16 protein-coding genes are annotated in these 15,516 nt (G+C 50.2%); 10 read left to right on the top strand and 6 right to left on the bottom strand.

From position 1 onward, the window contains the following. Nucleotides 1–324: 324 nt before the first annotated feature. Nucleotides 325–1,101 carry a winged helix-turn-helix domain-containing protein gene (locus H6F80_RS24900; protein ID WP_190794205.1) on the top strand — a complete coding sequence of 259 codons (777 nt, stop codon included), beginning with the start codon at nucleotides 325–327 and terminating at the stop codon, nucleotides 1,099–1,101. A 24-nt stretch (nucleotides 1,102–1,125) separates the two neighbouring features. Here the strand turns inward: H6F80_RS24900 and H6F80_RS24895 are convergent, their stop codons facing one another. Further along, nucleotides 1,126–2,226, bottom strand: coding sequence for a sn-glycerol-3-phosphate ABC transporter ATP-binding protein UgpC (locus H6F80_RS24895; RefSeq protein WP_190794204.1), 1,101 nt, complete (start codon nucleotides 2,224–2,226; stop codon nucleotides 1,126–1,128). A gap of 1,013 nt (nucleotides 2,227–3,239) precedes the next feature. Here H6F80_RS24895 and H6F80_RS24890 point away from each other — a divergent pair. Both H6F80_RS24890 and H6F80_RS30080 read left to right on the top strand, forming a co-directional pair. Next, complete coding sequence (locus H6F80_RS24890) at nucleotides 3,240–4,004, top strand: hypothetical protein (RefSeq protein WP_190794203.1); 765 nt, start codon at nucleotides 3,240–3,242, stop codon at nucleotides 4,002–4,004. A 76-nt stretch (nucleotides 4,005–4,080) separates the two neighbouring features. Then, nucleotides 4,081–4,242, top strand: coding sequence for a GMC oxidoreductase (locus H6F80_RS30080; RefSeq protein WP_347277923.1), 162 nt, complete (start codon nucleotides 4,081–4,083; stop codon nucleotides 4,240–4,242). A gap of 57 nt (nucleotides 4,243–4,299) precedes the next feature. Here H6F80_RS30080 and H6F80_RS24880 read toward each other — a convergent pair whose 3' ends face one another. Next, the gene (locus tag H6F80_RS24880; protein WP_190794202.1) at nucleotides 4,300–5,685 is read right to left on the bottom strand and encodes a sensor histidine kinase; all 1,386 of its coding nucleotides are present in this window, start codon (nucleotides 5,683–5,685) and stop codon (nucleotides 4,300–4,302) included. Nucleotides 5,686–6,180: 495 nt separating this feature from the next. On the opposite strand from H6F80_RS24880, the gene H6F80_RS24875 reads away from it, so the two are divergent. The 3 genes from H6F80_RS24875 to H6F80_RS24865 all read left to right on the top strand — a co-directional run bounded on the left by H6F80_RS24875 (nucleotide 6,181) and on the right by H6F80_RS24865 (nucleotide 9,113). After that, on the top strand, nucleotides 6,181–6,498 hold the full coding sequence (locus tag H6F80_RS24875; protein ID WP_190794201.1) for a DUF3155 domain-containing protein: 318 nt from the start codon (nucleotides 6,181–6,183) through the stop codon (nucleotides 6,496–6,498). A gap of 577 nt (nucleotides 6,499–7,075) precedes the next feature. Beyond that, the gene (gene msrP, locus H6F80_RS24870) at nucleotides 7,076–8,059 is read left to right on the top strand and encodes a protein-methionine-sulfoxide reductase catalytic subunit MsrP (RefSeq protein ID WP_190794200.1); all 984 of its coding nucleotides are present in this window, start codon (nucleotides 7,076–7,078) and stop codon (nucleotides 8,057–8,059) included. A 166-nt stretch (nucleotides 8,060–8,225) separates the two neighbouring features. Further along, nucleotides 8,226–9,113 (top strand): class I SAM-dependent methyltransferase, encoded by an 888-nt coding sequence (locus H6F80_RS24865; protein ID WP_190794199.1) that lies wholly within the window; start codon nucleotides 8,226–8,228, stop codon nucleotides 9,111–9,113. Here the strand turns inward: H6F80_RS24865 and H6F80_RS24860 are convergent. Together H6F80_RS24860 and H6F80_RS24855 are read right to left on the bottom strand one after the other, a co-directional pair. Further along, nucleotides 9,077–9,949, bottom strand: coding sequence for a DUF6816 family protein (locus H6F80_RS24860; protein WP_190794198.1), 873 nt, complete (start codon nucleotides 9,947–9,949; stop codon nucleotides 9,077–9,079). The genes H6F80_RS24865 and H6F80_RS24860 overlap by 37 nt on opposite strands. Then, nucleotides 9,950–10,357: a ChuX/HutX family heme-like substrate-binding protein gene (locus H6F80_RS24855; RefSeq protein ID WP_190794197.1), complete on the bottom strand. Its 408-nt coding sequence runs from the start codon at nucleotides 10,355–10,357 to the stop codon at nucleotides 9,950–9,952. 247 nt (nucleotides 10,358–10,604) lie between these two features. Here H6F80_RS24855 and hslO point away from each other — a divergent pair, with 247 nt between their 5' ends. Both hslO and tatC read left to right on the top strand, forming a co-directional pair. After that, nucleotides 10,605–11,510 (top strand): Hsp33 family molecular chaperone HslO, encoded by a 906-nt coding sequence (gene hslO, locus H6F80_RS24850; protein WP_190794196.1) that lies wholly within the window; start codon nucleotides 10,605–10,607, stop codon nucleotides 11,508–11,510. 127 nt (nucleotides 11,511–11,637) lie between these two features. Further along, a complete protein-coding gene (tatC, locus tag H6F80_RS24845) occupies nucleotides 11,638–12,471 on the top strand; it encodes a twin-arginine translocase subunit TatC (RefSeq protein ID WP_190794195.1) in 834 nt (277 codons plus the stop codon). Between the two features lie 11 nt (nucleotides 12,472–12,482). On the opposite strand, the gene H6F80_RS24840 is transcribed toward tatC, so the two are convergent. Continuing rightward, on the bottom strand, nucleotides 12,483–12,797 hold the full coding sequence (locus H6F80_RS24840) for a DUF3067 family protein (protein WP_190794194.1): 315 nt from the start codon (nucleotides 12,795–12,797) through the stop codon (nucleotides 12,483–12,485). Between the two features lie 420 nt (nucleotides 12,798–13,217). Between H6F80_RS24840 and H6F80_RS24835 the strand changes: the two genes are divergently transcribed. Then, complete coding sequence (locus tag H6F80_RS24835) at nucleotides 13,218–13,580, top strand: hypothetical protein (protein ID WP_190794193.1); 363 nt, start codon at nucleotides 13,218–13,220, stop codon at nucleotides 13,578–13,580. Here H6F80_RS24835 and H6F80_RS24830 read toward each other — a convergent pair. After that, nucleotides 13,539–14,276, bottom strand: a complete 738-nt coding sequence (locus H6F80_RS24830) for a ComF family protein (protein WP_190794192.1) — start codon at nucleotides 14,274–14,276, stop codon at nucleotides 13,539–13,541. The two genes, H6F80_RS24835 and H6F80_RS24830, sit on opposite strands and share 42 nt — an antisense overlap. A gap of 396 nt (nucleotides 14,277–14,672) precedes the next feature. On the opposite strand from H6F80_RS24830, the gene infC reads away from it, so the two are divergent. Next, a complete protein-coding gene (infC, locus tag H6F80_RS24825) occupies nucleotides 14,673–15,200 on the top strand; it encodes a translation initiation factor IF-3 (RefSeq protein ID WP_190794191.1) in 528 nt (175 codons plus the stop codon). Nucleotides 15,201–15,516: the final 316 nt, after the last annotated feature.

The raw sequence follows: 15,516 nt of genomic DNA, 5'->3' as shown, positions 1-15,516 counted from the left end.
GTTGAATTGCGCTAACTGATTGAAACTGGGCTAAAAATAAAGTTATCCTGCTTTACGGTCTGCGATATTCATTTTTGTCGGTTAACCATTCGCTCAGAATGTTTTGCGATTTGGTTTGATACGCGGTTCTGCTATAAAAGGACTTCAAAAGATCAGCCCCTGAGAAGATTCATTGTCCAACCGCTCGGATTCGTTGAGGCTAAGTAACCACCGTTACAAAACCCTGACAAAGGCTTTGTTAGCTTTGAGGAAAGTTGCTTCAACCCTGATCTGATTTTAAAGGATTTATGAAGCTTCTCAGTCCCCTCTTGAGAAAACGCTGCCGTGGGATTGGTTTATATCCAAATCGTTGAAGGCAATCCTCATCTTCGATCACTGCTAGGTTGGCATTTGCAGCAGGTCGGCTTTGGTGTGCACCAGTCGGCAGACCTTCAGCAGGCAAGAGAGGTGTTTTTGAGCCGCCAGCCCCAGCTTGTAATTCTTGATGCCGATCTGGCTGAAGGAGATGGTGTTGAGTTTTGTCGATGGCTGCATCAGGAGCACCAGGTCTTGGTGATGATGCTTTCGGCGCGAACTAGCGAAGCCGATATTGTCAGAGGGCTACGGGCGGGCGCAGATGATTATTTGACAAAGCCCTTCGGAATGCAGGAGTTTCTTGCCAGGGTCGAAGCCTTAACCCGTCGCAGTCGGACGATTGCCGCTCCTGCCTCTCTAGATTATGGCGACCTCAAGATCGATTTAGTGCAGCGACGAGTTCAGTTTAAGGGAGAATTAATCGACCTGACTCCCCAGGAGTTTAGCCTGCTCTACGTTCTGGCTCAAGCAGACGGAATGCCCCTGTCGCGATCGGAGCTGCTGCGAAGAGCCTGGCCCGACGAGATCGACAATCACCGCACGGTCGATACCCATATCCTGGCACTGCGGAAAAAAATTGAAATTGATCCCCGCCAACCGAATCTGATCCAAACGGTTCGTAATGTTGGCTATCGCTTTAACGTCGAGTTACTGGATGCCAACCGTGCCAACGCCAAGCAAAACGGCAGGCAAAACGGTCAGAGAGCAAACTCCAGAAGTCCGATGATGACGCCTCTATCGTCCTAACAATATTGCTCTAACAATGTTGCTCTAACAATATCGCTTGCCCGTCTCTGGCTCAAAGACCAGGAGATGATCAAAATCCAGCTGGAGTGACACCCGATCGCCCGGTCGAATCTGCACCGAGGGCATTACCTGAAACTGAATTGGGGCTGGGGCATCTGTTGGGGCAGTGGTTTGAGCATCTGGCAAAATCGATCGCACCAGAATTTCGCGTCCCAACGGTTCCACAAGCTGCACCTCGACCCAGAGAGAATTTGCCTCATCAGCTGAGCATAAAGACAAATGCTCTGGACGAATTCCCAGGTTAATCTGCTGTCCAGATTTCCAGAGAGATCGCCAGCGATCGGGACAGGAAAGGATTTGATTCTCCAAATGAAGCCGTCCCTCCGCATAAGTGGCAAGCAAAAGATTCATTGGCGGATTCCCCAGGAAGGTCGCGACCATTTGATTCGCTGGCTGGCTATAAACCTGCTGCGGCGTACCAATCTGCTGAATTTTGCCCTGCTTCAGCACCACAATCTGATCGGCAAGAGTCATGGCTTCAACCTGATCGTGAGTCACGTAGAGACTGGTAATGCCAAACTGCTGATGAAGCTGTTTTAGCTCGGCGCGGGTTTCATCCCGGAGTTGGGCATCTAGATTGGAAAGCGGCTCATCTAGCAAAAATACCTGCGGCTGCCGCACGATCGCCCGTCCTAGTGCCACTCGCTGCTGCTGTCCGCCCGAAAGCTGACCTGGCTTGCGATCGAGCAAGTGCTCTATCTGAAGCGATCGCGCTACGGTTTCAATTTGAAGACGAATCTGATGCGACGGACTGCCCCGCATTTTTAAGCCAAACGCTAAATTGTCCGCCACGGTCATGTGTGGATACAGTGCATAGTTTTGAAACACCATTGCCACATCACGATCGCGAGCCGGAACCTGATTCATCAGTCGATCGCCAATATACAAACTGCCCTCGGTGACAGCCTCTAATCCGGCGATTGTCCGAAGAATGGTTGACTTGCCGCAGCCCGATGGACCCACCAGCACCCAAAACTGCCCGTCGGGAACTTCAAAGGTAATTTGCTCGATCGCGGTTGCCGTACGAAAGCGGCGGCTAATTTGATGCAGGAAAACTCGTGCCACGGTTAGAATTCAGTCGATCGTTTGCGTTGCAGTTGGTACAAGAGGTTGTTTCAGCCGGAGCAGCCGTCCTGCATTCGCCTCCCAACCTCCACCAGTGGGGGACTTGCCGATTCGGGTTTGATTCAAAGTTCCTCAGCCCTAGGAGACTTTTGGCTTTCTTCCGGCTCAAAGCCCCCAAGAATGCGGAATTTAGGGGGGAAATGCAGGAGCTTTGCGGCTCTTCAAACTGCCTCTAACGTTAACCTAGCGTGAATCCAAGTCATTTTTATCAGTTCTTTTTCAAATCTGTATTAATTCAGGAAGTAAATGCTAACGCCGATCGTAAAGAAACAGTGATAAATATTGCAGCTTACAATTCTTCTCGTCAATTCGTTTGCTACCCCACAGTTTGGCATTTCTTCTCCTGTAACCAGCGTCTTAAGGAAGTCTTTTGAAACGGTAAACCCTAGCGTTAGATCGATCGGTGACTGCTGTGTGTTTGTGTTGAACGACAGGCGGAAACTGTTTTGCTAGAGCCCATAATTCACTCAATAAGCTGACATCGGCAAGCGAGAGGTTTCCCTAACCTGCCCGATCGCGTTTACAAACAATGCGGCTGTTTTCTATTAAAAGTAAACTTTAATATCAGAGCAGGAAGCCGCCTGAAAAAGAGACTATATTAGAAATCGAAGCAGCCAAGCTTCCCTGGCAGATCCAATCAGCTAGACAAGTCAAATACAAAGAGGTAAAAACTCTGTATCTATTGAATCTGTCTCGTTTAACCGTAACAGCATCCGGCAGTTTGTTGATATTTCCTCTAGTAAATATCAGAGAGTAATGTCTCTGGCTTCCATTGAGTCTGCACCGTTTAAGTGTTGGCATTCATGGTTCGATCAGGACAACTCTGGATAGAATTATATGAAGGGGGGAAATCACTCAGCAATTCTATAGCGCGGGTGCTGTTACCACTTTAAAGGCACGCTTAAAGACAAGCTCTGCCTTCAGGGGTTTAACGAGAGACACAGGGAAAACACATGGCAATTATTGCTGTCAAGGCTTGGTATCTGCAAAAGTATGAGCCAGCGCGAGAGCTGGAAAAACGTCCTCACGATCTGCGCCTAAGCAAAAATAGTTTGTTAAAGTCTGCACTGCGAGCTGATTTTTTAGAAGACAGCGAAGAAGTCAAACAAGCCGAGTGGTTTCAGCGGTATTTAGATGGCGAAACCGTTGAGTTTTATATTGAAGGCAGTGGTGGATACGCTATTTCTAATATTGACTTGATTAGCCATGAAATCTACTTTACAAAGCAAGATGTCATGGCTTCTCTAGAGCCGATCGTCTTTCTTTGCTATCAAACCGAATTTGCCGAGTCGGGCGAGTTGCTCCGCGATGAGCTTAACAGCATTCTTGAAAAAACCAACCGTCGATCGCGCTTTCCTCTCATGTTAGAGGAGTCTCATCGTTTGACGGATGGGCCTGCTCGCTTAAACAGTACCCTGATGCGAAAAATTCGGAAGAGCCTGATTTTTATCGCAGACGGCACCCCCATTTTTCAGCTCGACAGCACGCCGCCCCAACCTGTCCCCAGTCCCAAAGTCTGCGTGGAGATGGGCTACGCACTGCAATGCAAACGCACCGAGCAAATCCTCCTGACCCAGATGGAACGCCCCGACATCACTGGACAGTTTCCTTTCGATTTACCCAGCGGCAACCGTCTGGTGTATCGCAATAAAACAGAGCTGCATAAATTTTTACCGGGAGCGATCGAGTCCCAACTTCAGCGATTCAACCTGATTTAGCTCCTGCTCTAGATCAGGGTTCAGCTTAGCGGGGCACGGCAAACTGCGGCTTGAACTCGATCACGGCACACCCCAAATGTTTTTACCCAGCGTCCACCACCATATGGGCACAACGTGGATGCACGACGGTCCAAAGCAGGGCATAGTCGATGCTACCTGTCGCGTTCACGGGGTTTTTAATCTGCACATTCCAGCAGTTCAGTCTTTCCAACCAGCGGTTATGCAAATCCAACGCTGACAATTATTGCGCTGGCGATTCGGATTGCCGATCGAGTGAAAGCCATTATGAAGTAACTCAGTTTTGCTCCGCCTGCCGTAGACGCACCACGATCGCCGTTCCCAAATGAGCAGCATCGGTCTGGGCAAGCATGGCGGCTGGAATAAAATCGCACTGCTTCATTGGACTAAACACTTCGATATCGCCCTGCATTTGCCGCACCAGGTCACGGGCGATCGCGAGTCCCAGCCCGGTTCCGGGAATGTCGGTTTTTGCCTGGACGCCGCGATAGTGCCGTTCAAACAGATGCGCCTGATCTTCCGGCGGAATACCCGGTCCCGTATCAGCAATCACGATTGCCTGCTGATGATTCGCGTAGGCAAGCACTCCCACATAAACAGCTCCGCCTACTGGCGTGTATTTTAGGGCGTTGTCGATCAGATTAGTCAGCACTTCGCGCAGTGCCTTCGGGTCTACCAAAGCGGGCGGCAGCGGCGTAGCGATCGAGGAATGCAGCATTAACTGTCGATCTTGAGCGATCGCATCGGCAGAACTCAGTAGCGGTGACAGCACTTCGGTCAGCGCGTGGGGTGTGACCTGAAGCAAAGCTCCCGTGACCCAGTTGGTTCCTGGAAGCAAAAGCGGCGACTTGCTGCTGGTCAGAGCAGGGGGAGAGGAGTCTGAGGCATTTGGGGATGGAGTTACCCCAGGCGCAATTTTTGCTGGTGGTGAACTGGGCTGCTCCCAGTCCAGAGCGACTTCAAACTGTTGCAGCAAGTCTTGCAGACGTTCGCTTTCACGGATAATGCCTTCTGCAACGGAGTAATTGCTGTCTTCGGGGCGGAGTCGCTTTAGCAGCAGCTTACCAAACGTGCGAAGGGCCGTGAGCGGATTGCGAAACTGATGCAGCAGAGTATCAAATACATCCTGCCGCTGATGATGCAATTGACGGAGCTGCCGCATATCCTGCGCTGCCCACTGTGCCCGCTGGTCGAGCAGACAGCCGATCGCCAGGGTATGGGCAATTTGTTCAATTTGCTCCTGTTCATTTTCGGTCCAGGGGCGATCGAGCCGAGCCGTAATCAGTAGCCCCATCACCACATTTTCGTGCATCAGCGGCAAAACAGACTGCTGCTGGCGGAGCAGGGCGCGTTCCGCAATTTGAAGCGGCGGCAGAGCAGTTTCATCGATTGTGACCGGGGCACGAGTTGAGGAAATTTCAGACGCAAGTTTCGGCTGTTCCAAATTAACTCGGTTTCCTCGCATCAGGCTGAGGGTTTGCTCATTACTCCACTGCATGACGCCTTCCGGGTAAGCAGCAATCGGAACAAGCGGCGCATCTGCAAGTTCAGTAAGTTCTTCAGTTAAGTAAACAATACTCAGCACTGCCCCCAACCCCTCGGTCAGCAGTTGAATTTGCGATCGACAGAGGGCAATAAATTCGGGGCTAGCAGGCGACAGCATGAATGTCTCGACAATTATTCACAAAACGGCTGTTCACAAAACTTCTACAAAACGATTGTTTACAAAACTTTAGAGAAGCGAGAGTCACTACATCAAGATGAATCTGACCGAAACAAAGAAATTGTCTAATAAAGATTAAAAACTGATCAAAATGACGCAGTTCCTCAACCAAGCCGGGTTTCCGGGAAATTTATCCTGTAGCTATCCACAATAAAGCCTAAAGCCTGGAAACATCAGCTTTTCAACTATTTTATTCAGAAATCTTGCGGACGGTAACGGCTCCCTTGAAATCCCTGGGTGATTATGAGAGCATATGTGAGGTATAGATTCTCTTTAGATTCTGTATCAATCGCTTAAAAAAGTTGAAATTTCAAACTTAAGCGGATATACTTTGCAGGGTCTTAGTATTTTGTAATCCTGGTTACATTAACCTAGTTACATTAAACCCTGACTACACAAAATCCTACTGCGTCGAGAAGAGAGGAGGTAGAGAGGTTGGCAAGAAGACGTAAGCGTAAAAGTCGCCGTCGCCTGGAAGGACGGAGAATCCTTGAGTTAGTGCCTCAGTACAGCATTGAAAGCGGCGAAGAAAAGCCCGTTACTGCGGCTCGGAAGTTTATTCAGGCTGAGGGTATTCTGCCTCCTGCCCTGCTTCTGGTTAAGCGTAATGAGCATACCACCGATCGCTACTTCTGGGCAGAGAAAGGTCTTTTCGGTGCCCAATATGTGGAGGAAAACCACTTCCTGTTTCCAAGCCTTCGGGTTCTGGAAGAGGACGGTGAAAACATTCCGGTTGGTGCTGGGACTCACTAGCATAGTCCAAGTGAGAGCCTATCTTTGGGTTTGCTGGCAATCTCAATCACCTGGCTTAAGAATTCAATCTCTACAGCTTGAAGCAAGATAATCGCTCCTGTTCAGCTCAATCGAGGCGGTTGTTTGGTAATTGCCTGTATAGGCTGGGTGATCGTAAATCTGAATCAGGTGAACTGTAATTCCTTAAATCAGGTTGGGATTGAACACTATTGAACCACAAGATGGTGCAAGCAAGGTAATCTAGCATTACTCTATTTCTGGAGAAAGCTATCCAGGCAAGCAAGCGGGGTCTATATCGATCTCGCTTTTTTGCTGCACTTCCTTTGGTGCTCCTTCCTTTTGTGTTGCTCTTTGTTCTTTTTTATATTTTCTTCCACTGCTTTGCTATCAATATTACTGAATATTTTTTTGCGGAAAACTATCTCAAGATATACCGTCTAAACCTGCTTTACGATAGATAGGCTTTGACCCAGCTTGAGGGATCCTTTCCAAACGTTTTTATAGAGGAAGGCAGGAAATCTGTTGAAAAATCAGTCTATATTGAGGAATGTAAAGTCTTTCTAATCGGCACGTTGCTATGGCTTTGATTCGGATTCCTCCTAGCTGGCAGTTGCCGGAGCGCACCGTCACTCCCGAATCTGCTTTCTTTAATCGACGGCGTTTTTTGAAAGGGCTGGCAGGTGCGGGAATTGCGGGGGCTGCGCTGCCCTTGATTGGCTGTCAGAAACAAAAAGTGCTCGACCAGGCTGCCATTGCCGGAACCCAGTCGCTTGCTGTAACGCTGAATCCAGCTTTTGCTCAGGTCGATCGTCCACTGACCAATGAACTAGTTGCCGCAACGTACAACAATTTTTATGAGTTTGGTAGCACGAAAACTGCAGTCTGGCAAAATGCACGAGCGTTGCCGATCGATGACTGGAAGGTTGAAGTCACTGGATTGGTCAGCAAGCCCCAGACATTTGATTTGGACGACCTGACCCGCAGGTTTCCTTTAGAGGAGCGCATTTATCGCTTTCGCTGTGTGGAAGCCTGGTCCATGGTAATTCCCTGGGTAGGCTTTCCGATGAATCTGCTGATTCAAGCCGTAGAACCCACCGCTGCGGCAAAGTTTGTGCGCTTTACTTCCTACTACAACCCGAAGGTCACTTACGGTCCCCTCTTTCCGCCAAATCAGTTTCTTCCCTTTCCTTATACTGAAGGAATGCGGCTCGACGAGATGGCAAACGAGCTAGCGTTTTTTGCAGTCGGGGTTTACGGGCATACGCTGCCGAAACAGCACGGCGCACCCCTGCGGGCAGTGCTTCCCTGGAAGTATGGCTTTAAGGGCGCGAAGTCGATCGTCAAAATTGAGTTTGTAGACCGTCAGCCTGCTACCTTCTGGAACACACTGAGTCCGAGTGAGTACAAGTTTGAATCCAACGTTGACCCGGCTGTGCCTCATCCGCGCTGGTCGCAGTCGCAGGAACGGTTTGTCGGTGCAGAGGCAGAATTTAGCTGGACTGAGAAGCCAACGCTAAAATATAACGGCTATGGAGAATATGTCGCCTCACTGTATGCCTGATCAGCAGTGCGCCACTGGGCTCAGAGATTCCTCCATTGCTCCTCCATTAATTAAGTATGCATTGATTGAGTACGCATTTTAGGGCGCATCCTAGCACGTAGTACGCACTACATCAGGACGCCTTACGCCATTCAGGTTGCAAATTTCACTACCTCAGGAGGCTTGAATGACGCAACAAGACACAATTTTTGAGCGATTTCTCGCGCCGATTTTTCGTAACTTTCTGATCGATCGCGAGGCACTGCTGCGCTATCAGCAAAGTAAAAACTGGGAGCAGGAGTGCGATCGGTTTCGCCAGCCCGCTGTAGCGTATCCCGACTATTACCAGTCGCAGAATTTCCACGGGATTAAAGGTGGTTATCTAACGGTTGGGGCAGCCGTGACCTACGACCCGATTACGCATTACGTTTTGCCGCCGAATGAGGAATGGGTGCGTCAGGGTTTAATCGATCGCGTGTGCTGTCGTCCCCACCGGATTCTGGATTTGGGCTGTGGCACTGGCTCCACTACACTGCTGCTCAAACAAGCATTTCCGCAAGCCGACGTGATTGGACTGGATTTGTCACCCTATATGCTCGTCGTGGCAGACGATCGCACCCAGCAAGCCGGACTGAAGATTACCTATCAGCAGGGCAACGCCGAACACACCGGATTTCCTGACGCCAGCTTTGATCTAGTGACTGCATCGCTGCTGTTTCACGAAACGCCACCAATCGTCTCTTGTGCCATTTTGCAAGAATGCTTCCGTCTGCTGAAACCAGGCGGTGAGGTGCTGATCTTGGACGGTAATCAGGAAACGCTGCGCCAAACTGAATGGCTAATGCAAATCTTTGAAGAGCCTTATATTCAAGCTTTTGCTCGGGGCAGTGTTGATGACTGGATGCACAGGGCAGGCTTTCAGGAGGTACGGACAGATACTCACTGGTGGATTCATCAGGTGACGCGAGGCGGGAAACCCTTGCCCTATCAGAAAGTCACATTTGGGGCTGAGGCAGCAACTCGCGAAGCAGCGCAGGCTCACGAGGAAAACGGAGTTTGGGCAGCAGGGTCCTGAGGTTGGCGAAACTCCATGCGGTAGCGATACAGTGCAACCGGGCGCGAGGTTCCAAGCGGATTAGCAGAGGGCAGTGTCTTGAAATAGTTGGGGTCTTGCGGCGACAGATAGACCGCAGTAACCTGATCGGCGGTGATCAGCGGCTCATCAGACAAGGCTGTGGATTGGCGAGTGTAGGCAGTCGTATTTTCTACTTCATTAAAGTAAGGCTGGGGCATGCCGCGAAACTCCTGCTGAAACAGTTCTGTGGTGACAAAGCGATCGGGAGCAGGCTGCTCGATCGATCGTCTGGTCACGGTGGAAACGAGCTGACGATTACCCTGAAGAGGGAAGTGCTTTGCATCGCCTCGCAGTAAGGTGATCTGGCGATTGGGGTTTTGTGGATCAACCTTCACGGACAGCACCGATCGATCGCCCAGATAGGCTCTGGCAAGGCTGAGCCCGTTAAAGGCACGATCGGAGACAATTTCAGGACTTCGAGAAACGATGGGTAAAAAGGCAGACCAACCTCGGGGCTGAGCCGAAACAAAGCGCACCGGAAACGTGACAGGCTGATTGAGAAACTGACGATTACTCTCAAAACCAGGCGTAACCAAATCAGGAGCCAACGGAGCTACCAGATCAACCAGCGTTGTCGTTACAGTCCATTCGCCTGCAAACCAATCGGGATAAGCTAAATTGCCCTGCGCAGGTTCTGCGATCGGTTTACCCTGCCAATTGGGAAACTGAGTTAAGCGATCGCCCAACGGGTCTGCCAAAACCGTACCGCTACAAAGCAGCCACAATAGCACCAGCAGACCCAGCCAAATCAGTCGTCCTCTCCACTGCTTTAGCATTTACAAACTTCCTACTGGCTCCGGTTGCCATACATCCCCGTACTGATTTCGCAACGCTTCCCAGGCTTCGACTTGTCCGGGTGCGTATTCTCCGGGCTTGCCCCACTGCAAAAAGAGACTCAGCATGTTGTCGCCCTGCTCATCGACAAAGCGAATGGCATAGGTCGTAAAGTTACCGCGCTTGGCTTCCCCAGTTTCAAACTTCACCTGGGTAATCAAATCCATGTTCAGGTGAAACTCAAATAAATCCTGGTGCATATTGGCGTATTTGCCTTTGGGCAACTCGGCGTAAAACAATTTTTCGATCGTCCCCCGCACTTCTAGCACTGCTGCTCGACTGGTCACGATCATTCGCAGTAGTCCCAGCGATTCACAGGCTTCTAAAAATTCTTTCAGCGTCCCAGCCATTTTGATTTCCTGTTTGTTGGCGATCGAGGTTCCTTTTTTGCACTTTAAACCAAACTGCAATCGGTGGGGAGATAAGGAGAGGGGTGGAGGGGGAAAGGGGATGAGGGGAGGTCGGCTAGGCTTTGAGGCCGGGAGGAGGTGCTTTCCGTAGTGCGGAAGGGGGAGATCCGCAGCGTTTGCGGCAGCGATGATCGATCCAGCCCCTTAAAATATAGAAAGAAACCGTTAAGAAGTGTATAGGGTTTTCATGGCAGATCAACTAATTCGAGCAACAGCTGCCGACGGTGGAATTCGGGTGGTCGGGGTGATTACGACTCGTCTGACAGAAGAAGCCCGTCAGCGGCACGGGTTGTCCTATGTGGCGACCGCAGCCCTGGGGAGAACGATGTCATCGGCGCTGATGCTGGCATCGAGCATGAAGCAGGAAGAAGCAAGGGTGAATATCCGCGTCAAGGGCAATGGTCCGTTGAGCGGGGTCATGGTTGATGCAGGCAGAAATGGGACAGTGCGCGGCTATGTAGATAACCCTGATATTGAATTGCCACCGAATGCGAGAGGCAAGTTAGATGTGGGCGGTGCAGTGGGCAGCGATGGCTACCTGTATGTGGTGCGCGATATTGGCTATGGCTATCCCTATTCCAGTACGGTGCAGCTTGTTTCTGGCGAGATTGGCGATGACGTTACGCATTATCTAGTGCGATCGGAGCAAACTCCCTCTGCGCTAATTGTAGGCGTGTTTGTCGGGGCGGAAGGCGTGACAGCATCAGGCGGCATTCTGATTCAGGTGCTTCCCAAGGCAGCAAACGATGAGGCTCTGGTGGAAAAGCTAGAATCACGGCTGGGTGCGCTGGCTGGCTTTACTCCCCTACTTCAGGCGGGCAAATCGCTGCCCCAAATCTTTGAAGACCTGCTGGGCGATGAAGGGCTGCAAATCTTCCCGGAAACCCAGATGCTTCATTTCCACTGCGGCTGCTCATTCGATCGTGTTTTGGGCGCACTCAAGATTTTGGGCGAAACCGAACTGCAAGACATGATTGTCAAAGACGAAGGGGCAGAAGCCACCTGCCATTTTTGTAGCGAAGTGTACAAAGCAAATCAGCAGCAGCTTCAGCAGCTCATTGAAGAACTGCGGCTAGAGCAGGCCCACTCCTGATGCAGCCGATCAAGAAAATTCTAGGAGGGGGTCAGGGTGAATCTGCAAATCTATCTAGAGCGGCGATAGGCTAGTATTATCTGAAACCCCTGTCCGCATCTCGCTTGATGGTTCAACGGATTTGCCCATGACTCCTCCCTCAGAACTCGAAACGGCGACAGCATTTCCCTCAGATTCCCTAGATGAATCCACTGCCCCGTCTTCGATCGGCACGATCGCCCCTGACCGCGATGCTGATCTTGATCCAGACGACGATCTTCTCGATGACGTGGAGATGTCTTTGTTTGACCACCTGGAGGAACTGCGCCAGCGAATCTTTTATGCGCTAATTGCGGCAGTGATCGGGATTGTGGGTTGCTTTCTCTTCGTCAATCCGATCGTTGAACTGCTTGAGGTTCCGGCAAAGGGAGTCAAATTCCTTCAGCTTGCACCGGGCGAATATTTCTTTGTGTCGCTGAAAGTGGCAGGCTATAGCGGCTTGCTGGTTTCTAGTCCCATGATCATGTATCAGATTGTGCAGTTTGTGCTGCCGGGCTTGACTCGCAAAGAACGCCGTCTGCTTGCCCCGATCGTCTTTGGCTCTAGCATTTTGTTTGCTGCGGGTTTAGCCTTTTCTTACTATCTACTGATCCCTGCTGCGCTCAACTTCTTTATTACCTATGGTGAGGGCGTAGTTGAACAGCTTTGGTCGATCGATCGATATTTTGAATTTGTGCTGCTGCTGCTGTTTAGTACCGGACTGGCGTTTCAAATTCCGGTGATTCAGCTTTTGTTGGGGCTGCTTGGCATTGTGAACTCTAAGCAAATGACCGCAAATTGGCGATATGTGGTGTTGGCGGCGGCGGTGCTGGGGGCTGTGCTCACGCCTTCGACCGATCCCGTGACGCAAAGCCTCTTAGGGGGAGCTGTTTTAGGGCTTTACTTTGGCGGCATTGCAATGGTGAAGCTGTCGGGACGTTAATAAGGATTACCCTACTGCTCCAATAGCCATTCTGAGGCGCGCTCCCCTAAGTCGATCGGGATACTGACGGCTTTACCAAGGCGGGGGCGTTCTTTAGTTTGTTCCACGTAGCTTTCAACCTGCTCCACCCCACCCCAGGCATTGAGATAACCTGCAATCTCCTCCAGATGCGCTAAATATTCGGCTTCTGTCATGGGAAAAGAGGCTTGCTCCAGATATTTCCACATTACCTGAAAAAATACTTTACCCTGGACGCGCCTGAGCTGCACGTCAAAGGAGCGTCCCCATTTTGTGAGTAGCAGTTGGTGTAGGTCGTCTCCGGTCATAGGGCTTGTTCAAGATGCTTGTTAAGTTGCAGCCTGTCCTTGTTTTTCCTTTGCATTGTTCTTCCTTTGCATTGTAAGGTTGAAGCCTTGTATAGATAAATCACCTGCAAGAAATAATCGTGGCTTTTCGCTGCGTTCGCGACGCTGATTCCCAATTTCCTTACGCTTTTTTTTACGCGAATTGAATCAGATCATCTTCTGTAGAACGAGCAAGCCATTCATCAAAGTTGCTTAAAGTCGTAAGATCTGTAGCTTTTATCCGCATCAGTTCGTCTATTCCTGCGGAACATCAGGTATAAAAGGTAAAGATCAGTCGGACTCGAAGCGTATCCACAATCCTGAACCAAGTGCGTTTAATGCAGTTTGGATCAGCAGTATGAAATAGCAGTGTGAATCTTCAATTTGAATCGTTAAGTAGCAATGGAACTCTGGGAACAGATTAGCAAGCAGCGCATTAGACATATTGTCAATAGTTATCACCTGGATGGAGCAGAAACAAATGGGTTTGAAAGCTATTTGAACGACCTGCTGGAACAGTATCCGCGACCTTTGATTGAACTCGCCCTGATCGAAACCCTGATCGATCGCTGGCTTACCGTTCCCCTGGTCAGAGGCATTGAGTTTTTAACTCAGGCGCACCAGAAACTCAAAGACTGGGAAAGCCAGCCGATCGTCAGCACGATCACGCCCGAACAGTTTCATCAGATCGCCGGACTTGATCCCACTCCGATTTTTGGTTCTTCAGAGTATCCGCCGACCTGCCCGATCGTGCGACCGAGCTGAAATTTGCGATCTGGCAACGACTGCAATTCCCCATACAGAGATCTGCTGTTGTTGCAGGGCTTGAACCGCCGCTCTCGCCGTAGCTCCCGTGGTGTAAATGTCATCAATGAGCAAAACCCTGGACGGAGCCGATCGCGAAAATCGTCCTGCTCGAAAAGCGTTGCTCAAGTTTTGTTCCCGGGCTGTGGAAGTCAGCCGAAACTGGGCTTCGGTCAATCGCACTCGGATTAAGCCTTCTCGCTGCAAGGGCAGCCCGGTTCGATCACAAAATGCCTCTGCCAGCCGTTCTGCCTGATTAAACCCACGCTGCCGCTGTTTCTCGGCATGAAGCGGAATCGGAACGATCGAAAGCGGCTCAACGTTCGGCAAAGTCTTGAGCCAGGCTTGGGCGAGTCGATCGCCGAGCGGACGCGCCAACTGTGGCTGGTTGTGATATTTCAAGGCAGCGATCGTCCGTTTTAACGCACCGCCATAGTTTCCCCAGGTAAATACCGAAATTTCTTGAAGTTGTCCGGTTGGCTGACAGTCTAAGGAAAAATGCGCTGAACAACCCACCTGGCACCGATCGACCTGATGCCAGCAGTCCGGACAAAGCGCAGACGCGGTAAGCCGATCGCATAAGGGACAGGGCTTTTGCAGCAGCCAGTCGAGCAGGGTTGCTCCCTGGTTTAGCCCGGTGCGAAACAGTTTTTTCATGCTGACTTGTGGGATTGACTTGCCTGATCAACGGCTTGACCAACTGGACTAATGCTCTGTTCCGGGCGCGCTCGATCGCATTTGATAACCAGGGCTTAAATGTTAAATCACTCGATCGACAGTAGACAGAGGGGTGATTGAGATGGCTAGAATATAGTTCACAAATCTATAGTTCCACTTTTAGTTAGGGGATTTACTATAGGTTGTTATCTTCCCCTGTTTGCGTGGAAGGATAGTTGGTATCATCGATCGCTAGATTGCAGTTGCAATGGCTGAGAAAGATCTTAAAGACCTGCTCGATTCGAGCATAGATCTGGAATAAATAGATCTGGAACTGATTAAACCTTTGTAACTGAAACGAACTCTACTGAATCTGAGGACTTACATCAACTACACATGGCTTTGACCAAACCCAGTCGAGATTTACCGACAATCAACGAACGAATTCGATTCCCCAAGATCCGTGTGATTGACAGCGATGGTGGACAGCTCGGAATTATGGTCCCCCGCGATGCCCTGCGCCTTGCCGAAGAAAAAGAGCTTGACCTTGTACTAGTTAGCGACAAAGCAGATCCGCCAGTCTGCCGCATTATGGACTATGGCAAGTTTAAGTTTGAGCAGGAAAAGAAAGCGCGTGAAGCTCGCAAAAAGCAGCATACTTCTGATGTGAAAGAAGTGAAGATGCGCTACAAGATCGAGGATCACGATTATCAGGTGCGGGTAAACCAGGCGGAGAAGTTCCTCAAAGCCGGCGACAAGGTTAAAGCAACAATTATGTTTCGCGGGCGAGAAATTCAGCACAGCGACCTGGCTGAAGAACTGCTCAAGCGCATGGCAAAAGATTTGGACAGCGTAGCTGAAGTGCAGCAGGCTCCCAAGCGCGAAGGACGCAACATGATGATGATGCTCTCACCAAAGCGATAACCCTACCATCGCGGCTAATATTGCCTTGTTTTGCTTGATCGATAAGGCTTTCAATAAAGCGATCGAAGGCTCTGTCTCACTGAGGCAGGGCTTTTTTAATATGGCTCCGGAAGAAGAACTGGTCAGCCGGGAAAGGGGGCAGAGTCATGCATTGCCATACAACGTAGGCAAGATCAGAGATTTTGCAAGATAGCCTGTAAGAGGATGTTTAGAAATACGGAAGAGGTTGCAAAAGACTCAGGCTAGCTTGCGTAACATCAATCGAATCATCGCAAGGTAGATGAAGGTTTCTGAGGAGGCAGGTAAACGTTCGTAA

It is taken from the genome of Leptolyngbya sp. FACHB-711 (assembly GCF_014695615.1).
Taxonomy (GTDB): Bacteria; Cyanobacteriota; Cyanobacteriia; order Elainellales; family Elainellaceae; genus Leptolyngbya_A.
Note: the sequence above shows the minus strand (reverse complement) of the source record. Positions and strands in the feature narration are given on the sequence as shown.